General features: G+C 60.1%; 6 protein-coding genes. 2 read left to right on the forward strand and 4 right to left on the reverse strand.

The features are described from left to right. Together EJC47_RS21250 and EJC47_RS20635 are read left to right on the forward strand one after the other, a co-directional pair. On the forward strand, positions 1-180 hold a 180-nt coding region (locus EJC47_RS21250), incomplete at its 5' end, for a hypothetical protein (protein WP_221885203.1). Further along, positions 177-587 (forward strand): CopD family protein, encoded by a 411-nt coding sequence (locus tag EJC47_RS20635; RefSeq protein ID WP_126849572.1) that lies wholly within the window; start codon positions 177-179, stop codon positions 585-587. The genes EJC47_RS21250 and EJC47_RS20635, both read left to right, overlap by 4 nt. 124 nt (positions 588-711) lie before the next feature. Here the strand turns inward: EJC47_RS20635 and EJC47_RS20640 are convergent, their stop codons facing one another. The 4 genes from EJC47_RS20640 to EJC47_RS20655 form a co-directional block, all read right to left on the reverse strand. Continuing rightward, positions 712-1,464: a glutathione S-transferase family protein gene (locus EJC47_RS20640; protein ID WP_126849573.1), complete on the reverse strand. Its 753-nt coding sequence runs from the start codon at positions 1,462-1,464 to the stop codon at positions 712-714. A 70-nt stretch (positions 1,465-1,534) separates the two neighbouring features. Continuing rightward, positions 1,535-2,437 carry a VOC family protein gene (locus tag EJC47_RS20645; RefSeq protein WP_126849574.1) on the reverse strand — a complete coding sequence of 301 codons (903 nt, stop codon included), beginning with the start codon at positions 2,435-2,437 and terminating at the stop codon, positions 1,535-1,537. A 43-nt stretch (positions 2,438-2,480) separates the two neighbouring features. Continuing rightward, on the reverse strand, positions 2,481-3,596 hold the full coding sequence (locus EJC47_RS20650; RefSeq protein ID WP_126849575.1) for an FAD-dependent oxidoreductase: 1,116 nt from the start codon (positions 3,594-3,596) through the stop codon (positions 2,481-2,483). 123 nt (positions 3,597-3,719) lie between these two features. Then, the coding region (locus EJC47_RS20655; RefSeq protein WP_126849576.1) for a LysR substrate-binding domain-containing protein at positions 3,720-4,406 on the reverse strand (687 nt) is incomplete at its 5' end.

The following is a 4,406-nucleotide window of genomic DNA, read 5'->3' on the forward strand; positions in this document are numbered from 1 at the left end:
ATCGCTTTCTGCCTCTATATTTGGGTGGTTGTTCAGACGATCGCAGGTGGCGGCTGGAGCAAGCGCGAAGGGTTGCGGCTGGTGCTGTCAGCAATGGCGCCATTCGCGGGCTATACGACGCTGTTCCTGGCTCGACGAAAGGCTGCCCTTTTGCGCACCGACCGCGCGGCGCGGTCATGATGCAGGATCTTTATCCCTGGTTAAAGGCACTCCATGTTGCGTCGGCAATGATTTTTATCAGCGGTGTGCTGGCGGTCGGCGCCTTCCTGGGCGCGGCACGACCGGACGACGCGCTGGCGGCCAAGGCAATGCGCCGTTGGGATCAGCATGTGACCATGCCAGCGATGCTTCTCGTCTGGTCGTTCGGATTGTCGCTCGGGCTTGCAGGTGGCTGGTTCCGGGATGGATGGCTGATCGCGAAGCTCGTATTCGTCGTCGTCTTATCGGGAATCCACGGGGCGCAGTCGGGTAGGCTGCGGCGGATGGCGGGCGGCCTGCCCGTCGCGCATTCTGCCCGCCTGACCCTGCCGCTGGTGTTGGGTTCGGTCACCGCGATCGCGATCCTCGCCGTGGTAAAGCCGAGCTGATCAAGGCTGCCGCGGATCAATGCAGGCCGGGTATTATGCGGGCGATGCAGAGCGTGCGGGGGCCCTACCATTTCGTGACGGCGGGCTGGCACCGTTTCTGCCTTCGCTTAGTTTGTCTTTACCATCACCGGCTTGCAGCCGCGCGGTCAGGCGTTTGCCACTCCATCGGTGGAAACCGCACTTGAAGTCCGTGCGCGGTCAAATATTCGACGGCCTCCGCTTCACGCTTCGCCACGCGGTGCGACGCCGGTCGGTCGGCATGGCGCGCGGCGTGTGCGGCAATACTACGGAACGGTGCCGGGTCGAGCCCCGCGCCCGTCACGCGAAACCATACCCAGGCAAGATACGCATCTAGGATCGTCCATTGTTCGCCCGACCACCACGGCCATTCGGCAAGCCGCCGCTCGATATCGGCAAGATTGTCGGTCATCACTTTCACTGCCAGCCGCCACACGGCTTCGGCATTCTCTGGACCGGCGAAATTCGTTGGGATCCTGATGCGGGTGACGATAGGATGGAGCCCGGACGCGAAATAGCTTAAGTCGGCAATGAACCGCGCGCGGTCCAGCGCCGTTTTAAGTGGCAGACTTAGGCCGGCGTCGGGATACTCCTCGTTTAGCCATGAAAGGATCGCCACATTCTCGCTAAGCGTTTCCCCGCGGATGACTAATGTAGGGACCCGACCCTTTTGATTGATCGCCAAGAACTCCGGCGTGCGGTGATCACCGCGCATGAAGGCAATCAATTGTGTTTCAAAAGCAACCCCCGTCTCTTCAAGCGCGGTCAACGTAACCTGAGAACAGGCCCCGGGTGAGAAATAAAGAAGTGGTAGAGCAGGATCGCTAATCACGAAGACGCCCCCCGCTTCGCGAAGCATATAACCGATTACTAATGGCCAATATTAAAGCTCCTATTCCGAAGATTTATCAGCCTGCCACCAATCGATTTTAATATGCTACCGCTTGGAACAAGCCCGGATCCTCCGCCGGCTTTGGCATGGTCTCAGGGCTTCCTTGCGCAATCCCCCACTGATCGACCGTCCGTGCGCTAGGTGTATGGACCTTAGCTTCGTGATGCTCGAAATCCACCGTCTCCAACTCAGACGTGAACTCAACCATGTTGCCGTTGGGCGTCACGAAGTAGCTGAACGTGTTGTTGCCGGCGGTATGGCGACCCGGCCCCCAAGCGACGTTGAATTCCCACTCCTTCATCCGCGCCATGCCACGCATCATGCAATCGACCGAAAGCATGTCGTAGGCGACATGGTTGAGGGTCGCGGGCCCCGGGACGAGAGCGATCCTGTGATGCCATTCGTTGCACCGCAGGAACGCCATATACTCGCCAACCCAATCGGATAGCTTGAAACCAAGCACGTCGATGAAGAACCGCACCATCGCCTTGTGATCGGGCGAATGCAGAACGACGTGGCTGATCTTCTGCGGCACGCCTTCCCAACGTTCGATCTCGCGCTTTTCGCCACGCGCAACGTCGGCTGAAATCTCGAATGGCAGGCCATCGACTGAGAAGAAGCGAAAGCCATAGCCGCCGCCGAGACTAGTCAGGTCATGAGGGCTGGCGATGATCTGGCAACCAGCCGCGACGACTTTGTCGTGCAGCGCATCGACATCTGCGCGCGTGTCGGTTGCCATGGCGATCACATCAATCCGATTCGCCCCGTTTTCCCGCAACCGAACGACGTATGGCTCCTCGCTGCCTTCAGCGGCGAAGAAAATCATGCCATCGCGGTCGGCAACTTCCTTCAGTTTCCATGCATCCCGATAGAAGGCGCGTTCCGCAGCCATGTCGGGGACGGCATAGCCAACATAGCGGATTTCGGTCACTCGGCTCATCATCACTCTCCCGTTGCCCGCAGGCCGATTGTTGATCCCCGCGTCAGATCGGCTGTGCGATCACGCGGTACATGTCGCTGGTCGCGCTGATTTGGTCGATCCGGGGCCCCAGCCCTATCTGGCCCAGGCTGATCGCGGCGGAAGTTTCGACGATGTACTTGCACCGCTCGAACCGGCGATCCCGGTAGCTGCGCAGCGCCGCGTCGAGCGTGGTTGCGCGTCCCAGTTCCTCAGCAAGGACGACGCTGTCCTCGATCGCCATGCCTGCGCCCTGGCCCAGATGCGGCGTGGTCGCATGGACGGCATCACCGAGCAGCACGACCCGGCCCATATGCCAGTCCCCCTCGACGAAGATGTATTCGAGCGGACGATAAACGACGCCATCATCGTCGATGATCTGTGCCGCGAGCGCCTCGACCTGCGGGGCGTGACCCTTCAATCGATCGCGCATCACGCGCGCCATGCCGACCCGATCGTAGCGCGGATTGCCGGGCTCGGTTGAGGTGACGTACATATACATAACGTCGTCGCTGAGCGGCACCAGGCCGACCGCGGTGTCGCCGTCATAGGCGTGCAGGCAATCCAGATCGGCGGGTTTCGGAAAATTGTAGCGCCAGACAGACTGGCCGGTGAAGCGGGGCATCGGCGCTTCTGGAAAGATCGTCTGTCGGGTCGGCGAATACAGGCCGTCTGCCCCGATTACGAGGTTGAAGCCTTCCTGGGTCCCGTCGGACATCCCGACGAAAATGCCATCTTCGCCATCCTTGAAGTCTAACGCGGTTACCCCGAGCCGGATCTGCGTTCCCGCTTCTAGCGCACGGTCCGCCAGTACCTTCTGCAACGCACGGCGGCCTATCCCGACATTGGCAGGATAGTCGTCGACAAGCTTCGGCGACGCCAGCTGTGCGACGCACGCTCCCGTCAGCGAGAAGACGTCCACTCGATCGAACGCGAAGCCCGCTTTCAAATAGTCGTCGAGCATGCCCAGACCGTCCATCGCTCGCAACACGTTGGATTGCTGGATGATACCGACCCCATAGACTGACCAGCTCGGATCCTTTTCGAGGATCGTGACGCGGTGACCTCCGCGGCGCAGCGCGATCGCGGACGTCAGCCCGCCTATCCCCCCGCCAATGATCAGGATATTTAGCCCCTGCACGCGCAGTACCTCTCACTCCAGGGCCGATTTCCCATCGGCCTCGCAGTTAGATACCGTCCCTCACACTATTCGACAAAATGCGTTTTATGATCCCTCACATCCGCTATTCGGATAGTTAAATAGTCAGTCAATGCCTCGCACTCTCACAGTGTCGAAGACGTCGTGCAGCTTGCCGCGAAGCCAAATCAGCCCGAGATCCTGCGAACTAAGCCGGTGCCACTGCGCGAACTCCTGCAGCTTTGGGAAATTTTCCGGCACTTGAACGGTACGAAGACCGTAAGCGGGCGCCATTGATGCAGCGAGGCTGGCATGCATCGTCGCGACCATGTCAGTGCCCACAATCAGCGACGGCATGAGCGAAAACATCGGCACTGTGACCACCACTTTGCGGACGATGTCGACGTTCTGAAGGAACCAGTCCTCGAACGACGCCTGCCGGTTGCCCGACATGTTCGCGACGATATGATCGGCAGCCACATATTCCTCGATCGAGATGGCGGTCCCGATCGCCGTATTGGCCGGGTCAACCACGACAACATATGGATCCTCGATCACCGGTTCGAACGGGTGATCCGGGCTAAGAAACCTCTCAGGCGCGATCGCCAGATCGATCTCGCGCCGTTCGATCCGAGCGTGCATCGACGCGTCTGAGGCGACCACTTCGATCGTGACGTGGGGGGCTTCGCGGCGCAAAATCTTGAGCAATTCGGGCATTGCGACACGGGCGATGTAATCCGACATCATCAGCCGGAATTCGCGCTGGACGGTGGTAGGGTCAAAGCTCGGCCGTGTGGTCATCGCGTGCGAAAT

It is taken from the genome of Sphingomonas sp. TF3 (genome assembly GCF_003985085.1).
Lineage (GTDB): Bacteria > Pseudomonadota > Alphaproteobacteria > Sphingomonadales > Sphingomonadaceae > Sphingomonas.

Excerpts from the sequence above, each read along its gene's own strand:
- EJC47_RS20640 (WP_126849573.1), bottom strand. The coding sequence starts at position 1,464 with ATGCTTCGCGAAGCGGGGGGCGTCTTCGTGATTAGCGATCCTGCTCTA.
- EJC47_RS20645 (WP_126849574.1), bottom strand. The coding sequence starts at position 2,437 with ATGAGCCGAGTGACCGAAATCCGCTATGTTGGCTATGCCGTCCCCGAC.
- EJC47_RS20635 (WP_126849572.1), top strand. The coding sequence starts at position 177 with ATGATGCAGGATCTTTATCCCTGGTTAAAGGCACTCCATGTTGCGTCG.